Origin of the sequence: Rhodobacter sp. JA431 (genome assembly GCF_900217725.1) — a bacterium.
Taxonomy (GTDB): Bacteria; Pseudomonadota; Alphaproteobacteria; order Rhodobacterales; family Rhodobacteraceae; genus Rhodobacter; species Rhodobacter aestuarii.
In genome coordinates this window covers 109,389-128,834 of record NZ_OBMP01000008.1, presented here as the reverse complement: position 1 = coordinate 128,834, position 19,446 = coordinate 109,389, and the positions used below count along the sequence as shown (strand labels likewise).

General features: G+C 62.3%; 18 protein-coding genes. 8 read left to right on the top strand and 10 right to left on the bottom strand.

Features of this window, described 5'->3' with window-relative positions; genetic code table 11:
* Positions 1-111 precede the first annotated feature (111 nt).
* Positions 112-546, top strand: coding sequence for a DUF1489 family protein (locus tag CRO18_RS15320; RefSeq protein ID WP_097082783.1), 435 nt, complete (start codon positions 112-114; stop codon positions 544-546).
* Here CRO18_RS15320 and CRO18_RS15315 read toward each other — a convergent pair.
* Genes CRO18_RS15315 through CRO18_RS15300 form a run of 4 tightly spaced genes read right to left on the bottom strand, consistent with a single transcriptional unit; the run spans position 543 to position 7,286 of the window.
* The gene (locus tag CRO18_RS15315; protein WP_097082809.1) at positions 543-2,636 is read right to left on the bottom strand and encodes a hypothetical protein; all 2,094 of its coding nucleotides are present in this window, start codon (positions 2,634-2,636) and stop codon (positions 543-545) included. The two genes, CRO18_RS15320 and CRO18_RS15315, sit on opposite strands and share 4 nt — an antisense overlap.
* Entirely contained in the window at positions 2,636-5,371 is a 2,736-nt protein-coding gene (locus CRO18_RS15310; protein WP_097082782.1) for a DUF4159 domain-containing protein, read from the bottom strand. The genes CRO18_RS15315 and CRO18_RS15310 overlap by 1 nt, the downstream gene beginning before the upstream one ends.
* Entirely contained in the window at positions 5,368-6,276 is a 909-nt protein-coding gene (locus CRO18_RS15305) for a DUF58 domain-containing protein (RefSeq protein ID WP_097082781.1), read from the bottom strand. Before CRO18_RS15305 ends, CRO18_RS15310 begins: the two co-directional genes overlap by 4 nt.
* Positions 6,273-7,286: a MoxR family ATPase gene (locus CRO18_RS15300; RefSeq protein ID WP_076486390.1), complete on the bottom strand. Its 1,014-nt coding sequence runs from the start codon at positions 7,284-7,286 to the stop codon at positions 6,273-6,275. The genes CRO18_RS15305 and CRO18_RS15300 overlap by 4 nt, the downstream gene beginning before the upstream one ends.
* Positions 7,287-7,356: 70 nt before the next feature.
* On the opposite strand from CRO18_RS15300, the gene CRO18_RS15295 reads away from it, so the two are divergent.
* Positions 7,357-7,944 carry a DUF1285 domain-containing protein gene (locus CRO18_RS15295; protein WP_394341455.1) on the top strand — a complete coding sequence of 196 codons (588 nt, stop codon included), beginning with the start codon at positions 7,357-7,359 and terminating at the stop codon, positions 7,942-7,944.
* Complete coding sequence (locus tag CRO18_RS15290; RefSeq protein WP_097082780.1) at positions 7,945-8,688, top strand: TIM barrel protein; 744 nt, start codon at positions 7,945-7,947, stop codon at positions 8,686-8,688. It begins immediately after the preceding gene.
* A 31-nt stretch (positions 8,689-8,719) separates the two neighbouring features.
* On the opposite strand, the gene CRO18_RS15285 is transcribed toward CRO18_RS15290, so the two are convergent.
* Positions 8,720-9,319: a response regulator transcription factor gene (locus tag CRO18_RS15285; protein WP_097082779.1), complete on the bottom strand. Its 600-nt coding sequence runs from the start codon at positions 9,317-9,319 to the stop codon at positions 8,720-8,722.
* A complete protein-coding gene (locus CRO18_RS15280) occupies positions 9,316-11,061 on the bottom strand; it encodes a sensor histidine kinase (RefSeq protein WP_097082778.1) in 1,746 nt (581 codons plus the stop codon). Before CRO18_RS15280 ends, CRO18_RS15285 begins: the two co-directional genes overlap by 4 nt.
* 11 nt (positions 11,062-11,072) lie before the next feature.
* Here CRO18_RS15280 and CRO18_RS18900 point away from each other — a divergent pair, with 11 nt between their 5' ends.
* Positions 11,073-11,249: a hypothetical protein gene (locus CRO18_RS18900; RefSeq protein WP_170952696.1), complete on the top strand. Its 177-nt coding sequence runs from the start codon at positions 11,073-11,075 to the stop codon at positions 11,247-11,249.
* Between the two features lie 71 nt (positions 11,250-11,320).
* Here CRO18_RS18900 and CRO18_RS15275 read toward each other — a convergent pair whose 3' ends face one another.
* Positions 11,321-13,303 (bottom strand): protein meaA, encoded by a 1,983-nt coding sequence (locus CRO18_RS15275; RefSeq protein ID WP_097082807.1) that lies wholly within the window; start codon positions 13,301-13,303, stop codon positions 11,321-11,323.
* Here CRO18_RS15275 and CRO18_RS19010 point away from each other — a divergent pair.
* The 4 genes from CRO18_RS19010 to CRO18_RS15260 all read left to right on the top strand — a co-directional run bounded on the left by CRO18_RS19010 (position 13,293) and on the right by CRO18_RS15260 (position 16,730).
* Positions 13,293-13,472: a hypothetical protein gene (locus CRO18_RS19010; protein ID WP_212710153.1), complete on the top strand. Its 180-nt coding sequence runs from the start codon at positions 13,293-13,295 to the stop codon at positions 13,470-13,472. The genes CRO18_RS15275 and CRO18_RS19010 overlap by 11 nt on opposite strands.
* A 58-nt stretch (positions 13,473-13,530) precedes the next feature.
* Complete coding sequence (locus CRO18_RS15270) at positions 13,531-13,863, top strand: hypothetical protein (protein WP_076486380.1); 333 nt, start codon at positions 13,531-13,533, stop codon at positions 13,861-13,863.
* 175 nt (positions 13,864-14,038) lie between these two features.
* Positions 14,039-15,331, top strand: a complete 1,293-nt coding sequence (gene ccrA, locus CRO18_RS15265) for a crotonyl-CoA carboxylase/reductase (protein ID WP_076486379.1) — start codon at positions 14,039-14,041, stop codon at positions 15,329-15,331.
* Positions 15,332-15,491: 160 nt separating this feature from the next.
* Positions 15,492-16,730, top strand: coding sequence for an ROK family transcriptional regulator (locus CRO18_RS15260; protein WP_349290225.1), 1,239 nt, complete (start codon positions 15,492-15,494; stop codon positions 16,728-16,730).
* On the opposite strand, the gene CRO18_RS15255 is transcribed toward CRO18_RS15260, so the two are convergent.
* The 3 genes from CRO18_RS15255 to CRO18_RS15245 are packed head-to-tail and all read right to left on the bottom strand — an operon-like array spanning position 16,724 to position 19,322.
* Positions 16,724-17,410: a glycosyltransferase gene (locus CRO18_RS15255; RefSeq protein ID WP_219907874.1), complete on the bottom strand. Its 687-nt coding sequence runs from the start codon at positions 17,408-17,410 to the stop codon at positions 16,724-16,726. The genes CRO18_RS15260 and CRO18_RS15255 overlap by 7 nt on opposite strands.
* Positions 17,407-18,528: a ceramide glucosyltransferase gene (locus tag CRO18_RS15250; RefSeq protein ID WP_097082777.1), complete on the bottom strand. Its 1,122-nt coding sequence runs from the start codon at positions 18,526-18,528 to the stop codon at positions 17,407-17,409. The genes CRO18_RS15255 and CRO18_RS15250 overlap by 4 nt, the downstream gene beginning before the upstream one ends.
* Positions 18,525-19,322, bottom strand: a complete 798-nt coding sequence (locus CRO18_RS15245; RefSeq protein ID WP_097082776.1) for a UDP-2,3-diacylglucosamine diphosphatase — start codon at positions 19,320-19,322, stop codon at positions 18,525-18,527. Before CRO18_RS15245 ends, CRO18_RS15250 begins: the two co-directional genes overlap by 4 nt.
* Positions 19,323-19,446 lie beyond the last annotated feature (124 nt).

The window sequence follows — 19,446 nt, the reverse complement described above, 5'->3', positions numbered from 1 at the left end:
CTCGGGGCGGCTGGGGGAACGGATAAGATAGAGTTTGGGGCCAAGTGGGTCAACGCGTTGCCCTTGGCGAGGGGCCCCTATATTGTGGATCGTCCGAAGGGGAAAGACGAAATGCCCGAAAACCATACCGGAGCGCTGCATATCCTCAAACTCTGTGTTGGGGCAGAAAGCGTTGAAGACCTGATCAACTGGCAAAAGGCGCATTTTGGCGCCGGTTCTGCGGTGCATGTCACGCGGATGTGGCCCAAACGCGCCGACGAGGTTCTGGCGGGGGGCTCGCTTTACTGGGTGATCAAAGGGGTGATTCTGGCGCGTCAGCAGATTTTGGATCTGCAACCCGTGACCGGGGCCGATGGCGTCACGCGCTGCGCCTTTGTGCTTGATAAAAACGTGATCCGCACGGAGGCCGCGCCGCGCCGCCCGTTCCAAGGCTGGCGCTATTTTCCGGGCACGGACGCGCCGCGAGATTTGCGCACCAGCACCGCGCGCGAAGAGCCCCTGCCTCGCGAATTGCAAACCATGCTGTCTGAGATCGGCCTGCGTTAAGCGGCTAAACGTTTACGGCGGCCTTCTAGTAGCCATGCGGCGACGCTGAAGCCCGCGGCAAGCAAGAGCCACGCCCAACCGGGCAACAAGGCATCGCGGCGAATATCGGTCACGTCATACACCTCGCGCGGGGTGATGCCGATCCAGTCGCGGCCAAAGGCAGGCCGCCCCGCATTCACCCGCCGCAAGGCCGGAATGCCATCCTCCACCGCCTTTTCTGCACCGCCCGTGGCGGCCAGAACCGCCGCCAAGTCTTCACCCAAAGCCACCGGGTTTTCAAATTCCTTCGGGCTGGCGGGGCCAAGCGCCACAACGCGCTCAAGGTCATCTTGGGTCAACCGATAAAGCCCGGCGCTTGGGGCCTCCCAAAGCATCGCAAAGCGGCCCGGCTCCACCTCTGGCAAGGTCAGGGTTTCACTTTCCCCATCCGGCCCCGTAATCGTCAGCGGGCCAATGCTGTCTTGCATCGTGCGGCGCGTGATCGAAAGCGACAGCGTGCCCGGCTCCACCTCGGCCTGTAGCGCCTCTTCCTCCAGATCGGGTTCCTTCATCGCCCAATGGGCAATCCTGCGCAGAAGTTCGAGTTGCGGTCCCCCGCCTTCAAAACCGCGATCCCAGAGCCATGCGTGATCTGAGCCCAAAAGCGCCACGCGCCCCTCGCCCGCGCGCGACAGCACCAAGAGCGGCATGTCGTTGAGCCCCTTCATCACCACCTCGCCGGTGGGTTGGGCCAGCGCGATCTGGCGCAGCCAGCGGCCCCAATGCGGGGCGTCTTGGTCGCCTTCAACCGGCGGCGCCCCCTCAAGCCCTGCCGTCACCGGATGGCGCAGGCCAATTTCGGTTGGGCGCGGCAAGAACCCTTCGGAGAACACCCGCCCCGTGGGCCGCGCGGGCAAAATCGTGCCGAGCGGCGTTTGCCACAGGCTTTCCACCGTCGCAAATTCCGGCCCGGCAGAGACCAGAACCGCGCCGCCACGCTCTACATAAGCGCGGATATTTTCGAAATAGGCGGCTGGCAAAATGCCCCGCGCGGCATAGCGGTCAAAGATGATCAGATCGAACTGGTCGATCTTTTCCAAAAACAGTTCCTGCGTCGGGAAGGCGATCAGCGAAAGTTCGGAGACAGGCGTGCCATCATGTTTTTCGGTCGGGCGCAAAATGGTAAAATGCACCAAATCCACCCCGGCATCGGATTTCAGCAGGTTGCGCCATGTGCGCTCGCCCGCATGGGGCTGGCCCGAGACCAAAAGCACCCGCAACCTGTCCCGCACCCCGTTTATTTGCACCACGGCGGCATTGTTGCGCGTGGTCAATTCGCCCGGCGTTTCGGCCAAGGTGAATTGCACCACATTCTGCCCGCCGTGCTCCAACACCAAGGGCAATTCCAAATCTTGGCCCACCTCAACCGTATATTGCCGCGACTGCCCGCCATCGATGGCAATGGTCAGCATTGCCATTTGCCCGACCGAGGCAGGCACCGCGCCACTATCTTCGATCCGCAACCGGATTGTGGTTTCCTCACCAATGATGCCAAAGGCGGGCGCAGTTTGAATGACCAACCGCCGGTCCCAATCCCGCGCGCGCCCGGTGCGCAGCAAATGCAGCGGTGCAGGCACATCGGGGAGCGCTTCGGGGTCATGCAGCCGCCCATCCGAGACCACGACCACCCCCGCCACGCGCCCGCGCGGCTCTGCGGCGAGCGCTTCCGTCAGCGTCGCGCCCAATAGCGTGCCTGCATTGCCCAGATCATCGGGCACGGTGGCGCGGCGCAGTTCAGTATTGGGGAGCGCGGCAATTTCCGCCGCGATCCGGCGCAGGGCTGCATCGGTTTGATCTTCACGCCCCGGCAGCGTTTGTGAGGCTGACCGATCATCGACCAAAAGCACAATATCGGACAGTGGCGTCTTTTCCTCGCTCTGGATCGAGGGTTGTGCCAGTGCGCCCAAAAGCGCCAAGACCGCCAACCCACGCAAGGCCCAGCCATTCAAGCCCCGCCACAGCGCAAAAAGCAGTAGGAATGCTGAACACGTGGCGACCGCCGCCAAAACGGGCCAAGGCAACAGCGGCGCAAAGGTGAGTGTGCCGCCCATCATTGCCCCAGCCTTTCTAGCAGCGCAGGCACATGCACCTGATCGGATTTGTAATTGCCGGTCAGCACATGCATCACCAAATTCACCCCGAAACGATAGGCTATCTCGCGCTGCCGCTCGCCCGCTGAGCCACGCCCCACCGGGAAGGTCGGCTGCCCGGTTTCGCCAACGGCCCAAGCCGCCGCCCAGTCATTTCCGCCAATCACCACAGGCGTCACCCCGTCATTGAGGTTTCGAAATGGCATGCCCTCGGCTTGTTCGGCATCAAGCGGTGCGGCCTCCACCCAGATCGGCCCATCGTAACGCCCCGGCATGGTTTGCAGCAGATAAAACGCCCGCGTCAGCACATGATCGGAGGGCAAGGGTGCAAGCGGCGGAATATCGAGCGGCGCGGCCAAAGCCTGCAACCGTTGCCCCGCTTCGGTCGCCGTGCCAAAGCCCGAAAGATCGGCGTCGCGGGTATCAAACAAAATCATCCCGCCGCCGCGCAGGAACCGGTTCAGCTTGGCATAACCCGCAGGCGACGGGCTGGGCGAGGTGGCGCTGATCGGCCAATAAATCAGCGTGAAAAGCGCCAGATCATCACTTTCCAAATCCACCGCCATCGGGGCGGAGGGTTCCACCGTAGTGCGCCGGGTCAGAATTTGGCTCAAGCCCCGCAGCCCAGCGTTTGAGATGTCATCCATCTGCGCATCGCCCGAGGGCATATAGGCCAGCACAACATTATCAGCGGCAGCAATCGCGCGGGCCTCGTCCATCGCTTCCTGCGCGTGGGTGTCTATCGGCGCAAAGCCAAGCGCCAGCGCAACCAGCACCGCCACCCGCGCGCCGCGCAACCGCCCAGACAGGGAGAGCGTGGCGATCACATCAAGAAGCAAAGCGAGCAGCGCGGCCAGAAGAAGCGGTGCTTGCAGCGCGGTTTGGCGTGCGGTGCCCTCGGCCTCTAGCGCCACATTTGCGGGCCAAGTGGCGGGCGCAAGCTGGCGCCCCGGCGGCAAAGCGTTTAGCGCCAAAACCCGCCCCTCGGCCCCATAAAGCCCCGGCGGCAGGTCAGGGCCGGGTGGCCCCTCGGCCAAATCTTCGCCCTTCACGCCCGCCGCCGCCTCGGTGGTGGAGAGCGCCCCAAACCCATCAAGCCGTTTGAGCGGCGTAAAGATCTGCCCGGCCAAATCTTCTGCCGATGGGGCGACCGGACGCGCCAACACCGAAAGCCGCTCCAGCATTTGCGGAAAAAGGCCCGAAAGCGGGAGGTTCGACCATTCGGCATTGGCCGTGACGTGGAACAAAACAATCTCGCCCTGCCCAAAGGCCGAACGCGTCACCAGCGGCGTGCCATCGGCGAGCGCGGCAATCGTATGCGCGCCAAGGTCGGGGCCGGGCTCTGCCATTACCTGTTCGCGCACCGTGACCTCTTCGGGGACAACCAACCCCGAAAAGGGGGAGCCCTCGGCAAAAGGGGCAATTCGGCGCGGCTCACCCCAACTCATGGTGCCGCCGATGGAGCGCCCGCCCTGGCGCAGAGAGACAGGCAAGAGCGGGTTATTGGCGATATCCGAGGCTGCGAGGCGCGGCCCGGCAAAGCGGATCAAGAGCCCCCCCTCTTCCAACCACTCGGCGACACGATCCGCTTCGGCCACATCGCCAATATCGGCGAAAATGATCACATCGGGTTTCGTCAAAAGCGCGTCTGACAGCGTCGCCTCGATCAGATCCGCGCTCGGGGCCAAGGCTTGGCGCAGGTAATGGGTGGGGGCGAGCAGTTCGAGCCCCTCGCGTGCGGTAGAGCCGGAAATCAGCGCGACCTTGCGGCGCTTTTGCGCATCGTCGGTGAGGCTCACCGCCCCGGCGCTGCGTTGGCCCGCAATCTCAAACCGGCTGATGCGGTTGCGCAATTCTGGCGGCAAATCAAAGAGCGCATCGCCTGTGCCATCGGCCTGAACACCCACGTCAACCCGCGCCAGCTCGCGCTCTGCCCCCGATGGGTCGGTGCCATAGGCCACCACTTCCAGCGGTTGGGTGATTGGCGTGCTGGCCAAAAGCGGCACGCGCAATTGCGTGCCCTCCACCGCCGCCGCGCCCAGTGCCAAAACCGGCGTGCCGGGTTGCCAGACCTTGACCATGCCGCGCTGCGTAACCGCGCGCAACAAAGCCCCCCGGCCCATGCGGTTCAGCCCGTCAGAAAGCCACAGCGTGTCAAAGTCCCCCTCCGGCAAAAAGCTTTCCGGCGCGGTTTCAATCGCGGGTTCCCAAGGCTGCGGCTTCACCCCGGCCAAGCTGCGGCGCAGATCCGCTGCCTCAGCAAAGGGGGGCGGCGCGGGCGGCGGGTCGGAAAGGTTCACCAAAGCCACCGGACGCCCGGCAGCGGCCGCCTCATCCAAAGCGCGCGTCATCCGCTCCACCCGGCGCGGCCAATCGCGGGCAGAGGCCCAACTGCCATCGACTAAGATCAAAAGCGGGCCGCGGGCGGATTGCACCGGCTCGGGGTTGAGCACTGGCCCCGCAAAGCCAATGATTGCCGCCGCTAAGGCAAGCATCCGCAAGGCCAAAAGCCACCACGGCGTGCGCTCTGCCTGCGTCTCTTCATCGGGCAGGCCCAAAAGCAGCACCACGCCGGGAAAGCGGCGCTTGATTGGCGCAGGTGGCACCGCGCGCAACAGCCACCACAGCGCGGGCAGCGCGGCCAAGCCCAAAAGCAACCAAGGGGTGGTGAAGCCTAAGGGGCCAAGCGCCATCATCGCCAAGCCCCCCCAAGCGCGCCATGCAGCCACAAAAGCGCCGATTGCGCAGGTGCGCCGGTGTGATGGGTGGAAAAGGCCCAGCCCGCGCGGGCGGCAAGCGTTTCCAACCTGTCGCGCCGTTCGGCCAAGCGTTCTCGGTAGCGCGCGCGCAGCCCCGCCGCCTCGCGGGTTTCAAACCGCACTGCGCCGACCATAGAGGTAAAGATCGTGCGCCCGTCAAAGGGGAAATCTTCCTCTGCCGGGTCCAAAACCTGCAAGAGCGCGCCTTTTACCCCATGCTCGGCCACACCGGTGAGTGCCGCTTCAACCGCGGAAGGATCACCTAGAAAATCGGAAATCAGCACCACCTCAGACTGCGGCGCGACGGCACTTAGATCAGGCGTGCCGTAATCCGCCTCACTCGACTGTGCGGTGAGTGCTTGCGCCAAGGTCAGCAAATGCGCCTTGCCGGGGCGCGGCGGGGCGAGGGGGCTCGCAAGCCCCACGCGTTCGCCAGCCCGCAAGGCCGAGATGCCGAGTGCCAGTGCCAACACCTGCGCCCGGTCGCGTTTTTCGGGCCGGGCAGCGCGGCCCGTGGCTGCACCGGTGAAGCGCATCGAATTGGCCGGATCGACCCAAAGATGCAGCGATTGCGCGTTTTGCATTTCGCGCTCGCGGATGAATTGCGTGTCTGACCGGGCCGAGCGACGCCAATCCACAAACCGCGCGGCGTCGCCCGAATGGGCGGGGCGATATTGCCAGAATTCCTCGCCCGCGCCCGCGCGGCGGCGGCCATGCCCGCCCATCTGCACCGTATTGGCCAAATGCTCTGCCGCAATCAGCAAGGCGGGCAGGGCGGCTGCCTCTGTCTCGGCGGCACGGCGCAGATCGCGCGCCGCCGCGTCCTGCACCGGGTCGCTCACGCAGCATCCTCGGCGGCATCGCCCAGCACTTCGGTGACGATCCGTGCGATGATGGCAGACAGCGTTTCGCCGCGCGCGCGGGCGGCAAAGGTCAGCGCCATGCGGTGGCTGAGCACGGGCCGCGCCAGCGCCGCCACATCGGCAACCGAAGGAGCCAAACGGCCATTCAGGAGCGCGCGCGCCCGCACGGTGAGCATCAGAGCCTGTGCCGCGCGCGGCCCCGGCCCCCAAGCCAAGGCATCGCGGGCGATGGTGCGGGCCTCTGGCTCCCCGGGGCGGCAAGCGCGCACCAGATCAAGGATCGCTTCCACGACGGTATCGCCCACCGGCATCCGCCGCACCAAAGCCTGTGCGGCGATCAACTCCTCGGCAGTGAAGACTTGCACCGCTTCGGCGCTTTCCACCCCTGTGGTGGCGAGCAAAATATCACGCTCGGTGGCGCGGGTCGGATATTCGACATCCACCTGCACCAAGAACCGGTCCAGCTGCGCCTCGGGCAGCGGATAGGTGCCTTCTTGTTCAATCGGGTTTTGCGTGGCGAGCACGTGGAAGGGCGGGCCCAGTGGGCGATGCACCCCGGCCACCGTCACCTCGCGTTCCTGCATCGCCTGCAAAAGGGCTGATTGCGTGCGGGGGCTGGCACGGTTGATCTCATCCGCCATCAAAAGCTGGCAAAAGATCGGCCCTTCCAAAAAGCGAAAGGCCCGGCTGCCATCGGCGGCGGTTTCAAGCACTTCAGAGCCCAAAATATCGGCGGGCATCAGGTCGGGCGTGAATTGGATGCGGCTTGGCGCAAGGCCCATAACGGTGGCCAACGTATCCACAAGCATGGTTTTGCCCAGCCCCGGCAGGCCCACCAGCAGCGCATGCCCGCCCGACAGCATCGCGGCGAGCGTCAGCTCCACCACCCGTTCCTGCCCGATAAAACGGCGGTTGACCGAGGCACGGGCCATGGCCAGCTTCGTGCCGAGGTGGTCAATGTCGGCGACGAGGGTTTCGGTCTCACTCATGACAGGGCTCCGATTGCGCGATAGGATCAGGAAAACATGTAACTGCCCTTTCCCCAACCGCAAAGAGCCGATGACGGATAGATCTGAGACACAAAACACCGTGAAGCCCGCACCAAATGCCGATGGGCTGGCCGCAGCCGCCCGTGCCGCTAGCAAAAAAGGTCCGCCGCCCGTGCATTTGTGGAACCCGCCCTTTTGCGGTGATCTGGATATGGAAATCCGCACAGATGGGACGTGGTTTTACCAAGGCACGCCGATGGGGCGCGAGGCTTTGGTGAAGCTTTTCGCTTCGATCTTGAAGCTGGAAGATGGCAGGTATTTCCTTGTCACCCCAGTGGAAAAGGTGGGTATCCGGGTCGAGGATGCGCCCTTTATCGCGGTGGATTGCGTGGCCGAGGGCAGCGATCTGACCTTTACCACCAATGTGGGCGATACGGTCACCGCGGGGCCGGAAAACCCGATCCGGGTCCGATTTGCAAGCGATGGCGAGCCGCGCCCCTATGTGCATGTGCGCCGCGGGCTTGAGGCGCGGATTGACCGCAAAACCTTCTATCGGCTGGTGGATATCGCCCAGCCCGTGCCGCATGAGGGCGAAGATTGGCTCGGCCTCACCTCGGGCGGTGTGTTCTTCCCGATCACCCGGATGGCGGATTTGTAAATGCGGCTGCGCTTGGCGGCGGATTTGTCCACGCTGTTTTTGGAATTGCCCGAACCCGCGCGCTTTGGCGCGGCGCAGGCGGCGGGGTTTAGTGGCATAAGCTTGTCCGCCCCCTATGATGGGCCAGTGCAGGATTTGCGCGACCGTCTGGTGATGAACGGGCTCGTTTTTGCCTCTATGCAGGCACCGCCGCCAAACTACACCGGCGTGCCGCCCGGCTTTGCCGCCGCTCCCGGAGGGCAGGAGCGGTTTCAGCGCGACTTCAAACGCATGGCGCGCTACGCCGATGTGCTAAAACCGGCCGCGGTCGAGTTGCGCGCGGGGCCGAAAGGGGATTTCGCAACCTTGGTCGAAAACCTGCGCTGGGCCTGCGATGCCGCGCCCAAACGCGTGTTCGCGATGGCCCCCTATGCGAGCGGCGACTTTCTGACGGGTTATGATCAGCTGGCCGAGGTGCTTGACGCCGTCGCGCAGCCCAATCTTGGCCTTGTGCTCGACACTTGCGAAGCGGTGGCCTTGGGAACCGAGCCGATGGCGCTTTGGGAGCGCTTTGCGCCGCAGGTAAAACTGATCCGCCTTGCCGCGGCCCCAGACCGGGCAATGCCCGGCAGCGATGGGCTGGACCTTAAGGCGCTTTTCAAGCAGGTGGCGAAAGACAAATTTAAAGGCTGGATCAGCGCCGATTATGTGCCGAAACTGACGACTGCGGCAGAGCTGAGCTGGCTTTCAGCGGGGAAGAAATGAGCGTTAACAGCCGCTTTGCAACTTTCCGAAATTAAGAAATCATTCGGGCAAGGTCAGCAATGTTGCGGGCACCCATCTTGGCGAGCACGCGCGAGCGGTGCACTTCAACGGTGCGCATGGCAATGCCAAGGCTGTCGGCGATTTGCTTGTTCATCAGCCCTTCCAGCATCAATTCCATCACCTCTGCCTCCCGCGCGGAAAGGCTCGCCCGCCGCGCCTCGACGGCTTCGCGGGCCTGCGCTTCAGCTAAGCGCCCGGCATGGGCTGCCATCGCAGACAGCGCGATATCGACGATGTGGTTGTCGTTGAACGGCTTTTCGACAAAGTCAAAAGCACCCGATTTCAGCGCCTCGACCGCCAGCGGCACATCAGCATGGCCGGTTAAAAAGATCACCGGCGGAATGAGCGGCTGGCCGGGCAGCGCTTGCAGCGCATCAAGCAGTTGCGGACCAGAGATCCCCTCCATCCGCACATCAAGAATGAGGCAGCCACAATCGGGCAAGGGCCATGCCGCCAGCACCGCCTCCCCTGAGGGCCAGCCCTGCGCCGCAATCCCGCGCGAGGCGAAAAGAAAGCTCAGGCTGTCGCGCAGACCTTCCTCGTCATCGACGATATGGACGGTGTCGCTCATGCGGGGCCTCCTTCGCTGTGCACCGGCAAGGTGAAGGTGAAGCTTGTGCCGCCTTCGGGGCGGGGGTGATAGACGAGCCGCCCGTGGTGCAATTCCACAATCGACCGGCAGATGTTCAGCCCCATCCCCATGCCTTCCGATTTGGTGGAGGTGAAGGGGTCAAACAGGCTGGCGGCCACAGTATCAGAAATCCCCGGCCCAGCGTCCACCACCTCCAAGAACACCATGCCCTCGCCATGGGTGAGCCGCACCTCAAGTTCTGGGCCGGTGCGTGGCCCCTCCGCCATTGCCTCAATGCCGTTGCGGATTAGGTTCACCAACACCTGTTCGATCAAGATCCGATCCGCGCTGACGGGCGGGATCTGCCCCGCAATCACGCTTGATAGCTTCACCCGGTTTTCGCGCGCCAAAGGCGCCATCATCGCGATGGCATCGGCCACCACCTCGGGTAAATCAAGCGGGCCAAGTTGCGGCGCGCGCTTGCGCACAAAATCTTGCACCCTGCGAATAATCTCCCCCGCGCGGCGCGCTTGGGTCGCCATCTTTTCAAACGCTTGGCGCAGCATCCCCATATCGGGCTCGGGCTGTTCAAAAAGGTTCAGCCCTCCCGCCGCATAAGAGGCAATGGCCGCAAGCGGCTGGTTCAACTCATGCGCCAGGGTCGAGGCCATCTCGCCCAACGTTACCAAGCGCCCGGTGCGGGCCAGGCTTTCATCTTGGGCGCGGGCGCGCCGCGCGGCGCCCTTTGCCTCGGTAATGTCGATGATCGAGCCCATCCACCCGCGATGTTTACCTCCCGCGTCAATCAGCGGGGCTTCATAGACCTGCACCTCTATCTCAACCCCGTCGGCACGCCGAAAACGCGTTTCAAAGGCTTGCGGCACGGCCGGCCCTTCGGTCAACTGCCGCTGCCGGGCGAGCGTTTCTTCCATTGTGTCAAAGGCCCAATAGGGCATCGGAGAGGCGCGGCCCACCAACTCCTCGGCCGTGTAGCCCACCAATTTGCAAAAAGCGGCGTTCACATAAAGAATGCGGCCCTGCAAATCCTTGGCACGCATGCCGACCGTCAGGCTTTCTTCCATTGCCCGACGAAAGGCCATTTCGGCATGCAGCCGTTCTTCCGCACTGCGACGGCGGGTGGCGCTGCGATGGAGGGCAGCCAGCGCTAAAATGGCAAAGACGGAAAGCGCCCCAATCGCGGCAATCAGCGCCGAGGGGCCAATCACTGGTGGCGCATCATAAGCCATGATCTCCAGCGTGGTGCCTGCAAGCGGCGGATCGAAACTGATCCCATGATACGGCGCGCCCTCAGCCACAGGGCGGCGCGCGCGCTCCGCCAAAGTGCCAGAGGCATCCGTCACCCGGACGCCATATTGTTCGGCAATCCACCAAGGGATATGGCGCTCCAGCATCATCGGCAAAGAGACGGAGGCGACCACCACCCCGCCATTGGCCGAGATGCGCTGCGCAAGCGACACGACCCCATTGCGCACAGAGCTATAAACCGGACGCGCCGTAACCGCGCCAGAGGCCAAAAGTTGCGCGGCTAGCGCCCCCTCACCGTGATCAGGGCTTTCGGGCTGCGCGGCCACAAGCCGCCCATCAACGCCATACCAGCGAATACCCAAAGTTTCTGGGTTCGAGGTGATATGAAGTCGCGCCCGCGCATTCAGGAGGTTTTGCGCCGTGCCGCCTGCCGCATCCAAGGCCAGCCGGACTAGCTGATCTTCGTCGACCGACATTTGAAAGCTGAGTGTCTGTTCTACCCACAGCGCATCGGTTGCAAGTTTTGCCCGCGCGCGAGTGGCATCTGCTTGCGCCACAAGGAAAACCAGCGTGGCCGTGGCTGCTGACGATGCTGATCTTCCTCGTTCTGATCACCTATGTGCCGGCGATCACGCTGACGCTACCCGGCCTTTTGGGGATGTAGGTTTTGCCGACGAAAAAGGCCGCGTCCGGTTCGCCCGGGCGCGGCCTTTCGATCTCAAAGGGATTTGGTTTTTAGGCTGCCGCTTCGCTGGGGGTGGCGAGTGCGACGATATCCATCATGATCCGGTTCAGCTCAAAATCCTTGGGCGTGTAGATCCGCGCGACGCCGAAGGCTTTAAGTTTCACCGCATCCTCATCGGGGATGATGCCGCCCACAACCACCGGAACATGGGTCAGGCCAGCGGCACGCATCCGATCCATCAACTCCTCAATCAGCGGCAGGTGAGAGCCCGACAAGATCGACAGGCCGACCACATGCGCGCCTTCGTCCAGCGCTTGCGCCACGATTTGTTCGGGTGTCAGGCGGATGCCTTCATAGGAAATGTCCATCCCGCAATCGCGCGCGCGGAAGGCAATTTGCTCGGCCCCGTTGGAGTGCCCATCAAGCCCCGGCTTGCCGACCAAGAACTTGAGCCGCCGGCCCAGTTGCGTGGAAACGGCATCGACGGCGGCGCGAATATCTTCCAGCCCTTCCGTGCGGTTCGAGGGGCTGCGCGAGACGCCCGTCGGCCCACGGTATTCGCCATGGACTGCGCGCATGACGCCCGCCCATTCGCCCGTGGTTACACCCGCTTTCGCGGCGGCAATTGAGGCGGGCATGACGTTTTTGCCCGCCGCCGCATCCGCGCGCAGTTGCGCAAGGGCTGCCTCGACAGCGGCTGTATCTCGGGCCGCGCGCCATGCTTCCAACCGGGAGATTTGGTCGGCTTCTACCGCCGGGGCGACGACCATGATGCCACCATCGCCCGCCGTAAGCGGCGAGGGCTCGCCCTCGGTCCAGCGGTTCACGCCCACAACCACGGTTTCATTCGCCTCAATCCGGCCAAGGCGCGCGGCGTTACTTTCGACCAAGCGGCCTTTCATATATTCGATGGCGGCAATCGCCCCGCCCATCGCGTCGAGCGTTTCAAGCTCTTGCCGCGCCCCGGCTTTCAGCTCTTCGACCTTCGCAGTCACCGCCGGGTTGCCATCGAACAGATCGCCATATTCAAGCAAATCTGTCTCATAGGCCATGATCTGCTGCATCCGCAGCGACCATTGCTGATCCCACGGGCGCGGCAGGCCCAAAGCCTCGTTCCATGCGGGCAATTGCACCGCACGCGCGCGGGCGTTCTTGGAAAGTGTCACCGCCAGCATCTCGATCAAGATCCGGTAGACGTTGTTTTCCGGCTGCTGCTCGGTCAGCCCAAGGCTGTTCACCTGCACGCCATAGCGGAAGCGGCGGTATTTCTCTTCTTCAATCCTGTAACGCTCGCGGCAAATCTCATCCCACAGCTCCGTGAAGGCGCGCATCTTGCACATCTCGGTCACGAACCGGATGCCCGCATTCACAAAGAAGGAAATCCGTCCGACCATCGCCGGGAAGCCTTCCGCCGGGACTTTGGTCTTAAGATCATCGAGCACCGCAATGCCCGTGGCAAGCGCGAAGGCCAGTTCCTGTTCCGGCGTCGCACCTGCTTCTTGCAAATGGTAGGAACAGACGTTCATCGGGTTCCATTTGGGCAGATTTTCGCGGGTATAGGCCGCGACATCGGTGATCATCGCAAGGCTGGGCTTGGGCGGGCAAATATAGGTGCCGCGCGAAAGGTACTCTTTCACCAGATCATTTTGCACAGTGCCTTGCAGCTTGGAGACATCGGCCCCTTGCTCTTCGGCCACCGCGATATAAAGCGACAACAGCCACGGCGCGGTGGCGTTGATCGTCATCGAGGTGTTCATCTGCTCAAGCGGGATTTGGTCAAAGAGCGCGCGCATATCGCCCAAATGGCACACTGGCACACCGACCTTGCCCACTTCGCCCCGGCTCAGCACGTGATCGCTGTCATAGCCCGTCTGCGTCGGCAGATCGAACGCAACCGAAAGCCCCGTCTGCCCCTTGGCAAGGTTCATCCGATAAAGCGCATTCGATTTTTCTGCTGTGGAATGCCCAGCATAGGTGCGAAACAGCCAAGGCTTGTCCTTGGCGGGCGGTGCGGGTGTCGTCGTGTCGGTCATGGCGGCCTCCGGCGCGGGCGATTCTTTGTTCGCAAGATTGTTATTCAATGAAGCTGATACGCGTAACAATGTGTCGCTGTCAATTCGCTGCGGCGCGGCAAAGTTTGAAACAGCGAAATTCTTTAAAGTTATTGGCTGCAATCAATTGACTGATCACGTGGCTGTGTAACGCTAGCGCATCGGCAATTACGCCGAGTCAGCATGGGTCTATCCCAGAGGGGGAAAACATGGTGTCCAGACGATTTGTGACGATGGCCGCTCTTGCGGGCATGCTTGCTTCTATCGCGGTACCGGCTGCGGCGCTGGATCGGCGCGTAAAGATTGTCAACGTCACGGGCTACACGATGGTCCGGTTTTATGGCTCGAATACCGGGTCAGATAGTTGGGAAGAAGATATCCTTGGCCGGGACGTCCTGCCCTCGGGTGACTCTGTGGTCATCAATTTCGATGATGCATCGGGCTATTGTAAGTTCGACTTTAAGGCCGTTTTCGAGGATGGCGATGAGCTGATCAAGGAAGGTGTAAACGTCTGCGAAATTGGCACTTTCACCTATCGATAGCTCAAATAGGCGGCCAACTTCGCCCGAAGTGGCCGCCTGTCTCGGAAATGCTGCGGTCGCGCGGTCATAAAATTACAAAAACATAACGTCAGGCATTGCATTGTTGCGCATGCGCAGTTAACTCCTTCCGGACAGCGCCTCGATTCTGCGGCGCGGCGAAACCCAGGAGACGCTGATGGCCCTCGATCAGAATACCGGCATTGCGCCTTACGAAGCCCCCGAGAAAGACCTCTACGAGATCGGCGAGATGCCGCCGCTCGGGTATGTTCCGAAGAACATGTACGCATGGGCGATCCGTCGTGACCGCCACGGCGAGCCGGAGCAAAGCTTCCAAGTTGAGGTCGTCCCCACTTGGGAGATCGACAGCCACGAAGTGCTGGTTCTGGTGATGGCCGCAGGCGTGAACTACAACGGGATTTGGGCCGGTCTTGGCGTGCCGGTGAGCCCGTTCGATGGCCACAAACAGCCCTATCATATCGCTGGTTCGGATGCGTCTGGGATCGTCTGGAAGGTCGGCGACAAGGTGAAGAACTGGAAAGTGGGCGACGAGGTCGTGATCCACTGCAACCAAGACGATGGCGACGATGAAGAGTGCAACGGCGGCGACCCGATGTTCTCGCCGAGCCAGCGGATTTGGGGCTATGAGACGCATGACGGCTCGTTCTCGCAATTCACCCGTGTGCAGGCGCAGCAACTTCTGCGCCGTCCGCAGCACCTGACTTGGGAAGAAAGCGCCTGCTACACCCTGACGCTCGCCACCGCCTACCGGATGCTGTTTGGCCACGCGCCGCATGACCTGCAACCGGGGCAAAATGTGCTCGTTTGGGGGGCCTCGGGCGGTCTTGGCAGCTTCGCCATTCAGTTGATCAACGCGGCGGGTGCCAATGCTATTGGCGTCATCTCGGATGAAGACAAGCGTGATTTCGTTATGGGCCTTGGCGCCAAAGGCGTGATCAACCGGAAAGACTTTAAATGCTGGGGGCAACTGCCCACGGTGAACAGCCCCGAATATAAAGAATGGCTCGGCGAGGCGCGCAAATTCGGCAAGGCGATCTGGGAGATCACCGGCAAAGGCGTCAACGTCGATATGGTGTTTGAGCACCCCGGCGAAGCGACCTTCCCCGTTTCCACCCTTGTGGTGAAAAAGGGCGGCATGGTGGTGATTTGCGCCGGCACCTCGGGCTTTAACTGCACCTTTGACGTGCGCTACATGTGGATGCACCAAAAGCGCCTGCAAGGTTCGCACTTCGCGCACCTCAAGCAAGCGGCGGCGGCGAACCGGATGATGCTGGAACGCCGGATCGACCCCTGCATGTCCGAAGTGTTCCCGTGGGCGGAGATCCCGCAAGCGCATACCAAGATGCTGCGCAACAAGCACAAACCCGGCAATATGGCGGTTTTGGTGCAAGCGCCCACGACGGGGCTGCGTACCTTTGAAGATGCGCTGGAGGCTGGCCCCAAGGCGTAATCGCCTGGTCTTTGGCTCTAACCCGCGCCTTGTAGGCGCGGGTTTTTGCTTTTATGGCATGCATTTAGTAGAATCGCGCATAAATCAGCGTTATTTATTTATTTCTTGACCGCATCACGCCGCAGGAGCATTCTGTCCGCGTCGCGCGGAGGAGGCCATTTTGCAAGGTTCGGCAAAAGAAGAAACGGGGCGCGAGAGCGTGGCTCCCGCCAACAAGATCGGCACCGATCACTCGGCGATGCGTGCCCGCAATGAACGCCTTGTTTTGTCTTTGATTCGCCGTCATGGCGCGCTCGCAAAATCTGAAATTGCACGGCTCACCGGGCTTTCGGCGCAGACGGTTTCCGTGATCATGCGCGCCTTGGAAGCGGGCGGTTTTCTGAAACGCGAATCCCCGGTGCGAGGTAAGGTGGGCCAACCCACGGTGCCGATGTCTCTTGCCCCCGATGGGGCTTTGTTTTTGGGGCTCAAAGTGGGGCGGCGGCGCACAGAAATGGTGCTCATCGACTTTTTGGGAGAGGTGCGTGCCTCCACTGTGATGCGCCACGACTACCCAAGCCCGGACGGTGTGTTGCTGTTTGCGCGCGAGTCGATTGCGGAACTGACAGAACCGCTTCCCGCATCGCTGAAAAGCCGCATTCAAGGTTTGGGGATTGGGCTGCCGTTTCAGCTTTGGGATTGGGCCGAGCGGCTTGGCCTGCCCGCAGGGGCGATGGATGATTGGCGTCACCGCGATATTGGAGCGGAACTGGGCGCAAACCTGCCTTGGCCGGTGCTTTTGGAAAATGACGCTTCCGCGGCCTGCAATGCCGAACTGATCTTTGGCAAAGACAAACTGCCGCGCGATTTTGTTTATGCCTTCTTGGGCTTTTTCGTGGGCGGCGGGTTGGTCCTTGGCGGCTCGATGTTCGCGGGGCACAGCGGCAATGCTGGTGCCTTGGCATCGATGCCGGTGCCAGATGGTGCGGGCGGTTCCCGGCAATTGGTCGAACTCGCCTCGCTTTGTGCGTTGGAGCAAGCGCTGGTCGAGCGTGGTCGCGACGGGGCGTTCTTGTGGGAATCTGCCCCTGAATGGGAATTGGAAGAAGAGATCGTCGGCCCGTGGATTGCCCAAGCCGCCAAGGCGCTGGCGCATGTGGCAGCCTCTGCGGGGGGCTTGTGTGATCTGCAGGCGATGGTGATTGACGGCTGGCTACCGGAAGCGCTGCGTTCCCGTTTGATTGCCGCGATTGAGGAAGAGCTTGAAAAGATCGACCTCTCTGGCATGACCCCGCCGAAGATTTTGGCGGGCACGGCAGGGCCGCTCGCCCGTGCTTTGGGCGCGGCAAGCCTGCCGCTTTCGGCGAAGTTTCTGGTCGAGTTCGGCGGGCTACCGGATGCGCCCGCCCGCGATCAGTAAAGCGTCGGGGCGCGCAGCCCGATCATCGCCCAGATCTGCGCCATCGCGCTGTGCAGCGGCACCGTGCGGAACATATCGGCGAGCATCTTGGCATCGGCCTTGATACCTTCCCAAGCGCCGCGCTTCGAGCCTTTCCAAGGGCTGGCGACCTTGGGCCATTCCACCACCATGATCCGCGCGCGCGCCGCAATCATGCGCCGGTTCAAGTGCATTTCCAGCCCAAAACGCGGCAATGCCCGCAGCGCCTCGGGTGCGCCGATCAGTGCTTTGGGCAGCACACGTTCCCCCGAGATGTAATCGAGCCCGATCAACCGCCACAAAAGCGGCGCGTTGCCGCGAAGGGAAATCGTCACATCGGCGCGACCGTCCCGCACCGGAAAAATCAGCGAAGCAAGCGATTCCGGTGCAAGCCCAAGAAGGTCACTATCAAGAAGCAAGATCAACTCATGCTCTGCTGCGGCCACTCCTTCGGCCACGGCCCAGCTTTTGCCCCGGTTTTGCGGCAAGCGGATTAGCCGAATACCGGGCACGCGGGCGGCGATCTCTGCCGTGCCATCGCGCGAACCATCGTCGACCACGATCACCTCGTCGATCAGCGGATGGTCGATCACCGAGTTCAGCACGGCCTCAATCCGGGGCGCCTCGTTATAGGCGGGAATGATGCAGCTTAGACCTTTCATACCTTCACCTCCGATACGACGCCCGGCGCCATCGCGCTGCCGCGCCATTCAAACCCGCGACTGCGCCAAGTTTGCAGCCAAAGCGGTGCCAAAAGCAGATCGCGAAGGACCATTGCGGTGATGTCCTCGCGTTTGGAGGGCCAACCGGCAAAGCGCATCATCGCCAGTTCCGCCCCATACCAAAGGCCAAGGAACGGCAGCGCGGTGGGAAGGGTCGCCCAGCCAAACAGAGGCACCAGCGCCGCCAAAGGCACAAACGGTCCAAGCAGAATTTCAGCCGCAAAGAGCCCGACAAACCCATCGCGCCGCACCCGGGCCCAACGCAATTGCCGCGCCCAAACTGCACCAAAACTACGCGGCCCAATCGGTTGGGTGAAAGCTTGCCGGGTCAGGCGCACCTTCAACCCTTGATCGCGCACGCGCTTGGTGGAGGCGACATCTTCCGCCAAATCGCGCCCAAGGCTCACCAACCCGCCCGCGCGTTCCAGCACGTCGCGGCGCCACATCAGCGTTTTCCCCTGCGCATAGCCAAGTCCCACGCTATCCGCCGCCAGTTGCCAACGCCCTTGGAACCCATTGAGGAAGGCACATTCCAGCGCCGCCGCCATGCCCTCGCCGCGCACGCCAATCGGGGGAGAGGTCACCAGCCCGGTGTCGGGGCGGAAGGCGGCCAAAAGCTGTTCGATGTAATCGGTCGGCAAAAGCAGGTTAGAATCTGTCATCGCGACAAAGTCACCCCGTGCCGCCTGCCACCCCTTTTCAAGGTTGTTGAGCTTCGGGTTCGCGGTGATCCGGTCTTCGCCCACCATCACGCGTGCATTCACCTGCGGGTGCTGCGCGATCAGCTTTTGCAAAAGCGCCACCGCCGGGTCTTCTTCCCGCGCCGCGCAGAAGATGATCTCCAAGTTCGGATAGCTTAGATGAAAGGTTGAGCCGAGCGTTTCCTCATCATGATTGTCCAGCCCGCAAACCGGGCGCAATAAGGTGATGAGCGGCGCATCAGCCGGCACATTGCGCGGCGAGGGCTTGCGGTAACGTAGCATCGTCAAGACAGCCGAAGCGAGATGCAGCCCCAAGGCCAAAACAGCAAAGCCAAGGGCGAGGTAGGCAAAAATCATTGGGTAATCCCTTCGGCCATCGGGCCGGATGTGGGCACGGCTTCGGGGGCGGCCTGCCATTCAATCAGTTGCAAAGAGCCATCAAAGGTCTCCACCAGCGCGGTGCGGCTATCGACCCAATCGCCGCAATTGGCGTAAGTGATGCCTTCGCTTTCGCGCAGTGCCGCCTTGTGGAAGTGGCCGCACACCACGCCATCGTGGTTGCCCGCTTTTGCGAGCGCGGCCAAACGCTGCTCAAACCCGTTGCCGACCATCATCAACTGGTTCACACCCGAGATTAGCAGTTCAAAAACGCCCCGCTCCATCGACGGGCGCAGATGGCGCAACCATGCATCGACAGCACGTAAGGCGGCATCGGCACGCGAGCCGATCCGGGTCATTAGGTGGAAGCGGAAGATCCGCGCATCGCATTGGTCACCATGCAACACAAGGTAGCGGGCACCATCAGCGGCGATATGGGTCAGGCTATCAGCGCATTCAAAACGATCTAGCCGCCCACCGCCGCCCGGTCGCAAAGCCGCATCATGGTTGCCCGGCAAATAGACCACACGGGCGCCCTCGGTGTGGCGGCGGGTCAAATCTTCCCAGATCGCATCCTGTTTGGCGCCCCAATGCACTTTGCCGGGGTGCCAGATATCAAGAATATCGCCGACCAAGTAAATTGTATCGGCTTCTACAGTTTTCAGAAACTCAAGAATATCGTCTGCGCGGCACCCGCGCGCTCCCAGATGGAGGTCGGACAAAAAGAGTGTGCGGAAGCGTCTGCGCGGCAGTTGACGTGATGTATCGAACATGTAGGCCCCCCGGGGTGATGGCACATCTAGGCCATGAACCCCGGGGAAGACGGTTCCGTTGCAGCGTGACGAAACTTTCGTGACACCGCTTTATGCCGCAGAGGAAAATGCCCCGAAACTCAGC